Origin of the sequence: Pseudomonas sp. 18173 (assembly GCF_050432945.1) — a bacterium.
GTDB lineage: Bacteria > Pseudomonadota > Gammaproteobacteria > Pseudomonadales > Pseudomonadaceae > Aquipseudomonas.
Map to the genome: position 1 here is coordinate 1 of NZ_JBKFTN010000075.1, position 938 is coordinate 938.

The 938-nt window shown below is 55.4% G+C and carries 1 pseudogene; it reads right to left on the reverse strand.

Annotated features, from left to right (window positions below):
- Window positions 1-771, reverse strand: a pseudogene (locus tag ACLD1X_RS29120) (hypothetical protein); the annotation flags it as partial.
- Window positions 772-938: the final 167 nt, after the last annotated feature.

Sequence of the window (938 nt, forward strand, 5' to 3'; positions counted from 1 at the left end):
GATTTTTTCGCCGCCCGGTGGGATGTCGACTTTTAGGGTGTGCTTCACATCGAGGTTGAAGTTGAAGGTCAGTGTCGAACTGCTCGGCAACATGACGTCGCCGAAATCGAAATCACCGTGGGGACCGACGGTGTAAGTCAGCGAGCCGGTGTAGTGCCCTGAAGACATACCCAGAGGGTTGGGCGTTTCCAGTTCATAAGCGAAATCCAGGTGCTCGTAACGTAGCCAGGGAACATCAAACATCGCCTGCTTTGTGCAGGCAGCCTCAACGGGTGTTTTCCAGAAAAAACCGTAGTAAGTTCCGCTGAAGTACCCCACGCCGCTATAAAGACAGGGAGCGGGACTATTTACCCAGCTACTTCCCCACAAACGGTTATGTGCCAACCGGTAGTCATCATGGTTTTCACCGATCAGTTGCATGACATCCTCGGTATGATATTCCGAACCTACACCGACGATCCTCACCCTGACCGTCTCCGGTTCCCGGGTCGATTCGTGATAGACCGTCAGCTCGCGCCACTGCGCAGGCACTTGCAGTGTGGCGCCCTGGCGAGCAGAAGGGTGGTTGGCAACGATCGGCGCTGCGGAGTGGAACTGAATCGGCACCTGCAGGCTGAACATCTCATTGTCCGCGCACTGTCCCGGGTACTTGACGCAGTAGCCGCTGGGTGGCGTTGTGTTCTGGAACTTGTTGAGATGAGGACGCGCCGAATCCGGTTTGAACAGCGCGGTGATGGAAACGTCGTGGGCGTCAGCCGGTGTAATAGCCATACAGGCTACCAACGCCCCTCCCAGCCAATACCTTGAGATACAAGAACGCAAGACGTTCATTGATGTACAACCTCCACCCTTCGGATTGCCTTCAACCCGCGGTCTCTGATCTATTTGTTGTGTTGGCCAAGGTATCCGGCGTACAGCGCAGATCACCGATCATCAGC